The organism is Domibacillus indicus (assembly GCF_023715895.1).
In the GTDB taxonomy this organism is placed as follows: Bacteria; Bacillota; Bacilli; order Bacillales; family Domibacillaceae; genus Domibacillus; species Domibacillus indicus_A.
In genome coordinates, this window is the sequence record NZ_JAMBOO010000168.1 from 1 (window position 1) to 210 (window position 210).

At 51.0% G+C, this 210-nt stretch carries 2 tRNA genes; both read right to left on the reverse strand.

What is annotated here, in order from left to right:
* Positions 1–4 precede the first annotated feature (4 nt).
* Positions 5–80: transfer RNA gene (locus M3221_RS26125), tRNA-Lys, on the reverse strand.
* Positions 81–86: 6 nt separating this feature from the next.
* Positions 87–162, reverse strand: a tRNA-Thr gene (locus M3221_RS26130).
* Positions 163–210 lie beyond the last annotated feature (48 nt).

Consider the following 210-nt stretch of genomic DNA (forward strand, 5'->3'; position numbering starts at 1 on the left):
TACATGGTGAGCCATGAAGGACTCGAACCTTCGACCCTCTGATTAAAAGTCAGATGCTCTACCGACTGATCTAATGGCTCGGTAAGTGGTGCCGGCAAGAGGACTTGAACCCCCAACCTACTGATTACAAGTCAGTTGCTCTACCAATTGAGCTACACCGGCATAAATGGTGGAGGATGACGGGATCGAACCGCCGACCCTCTGCTTGTA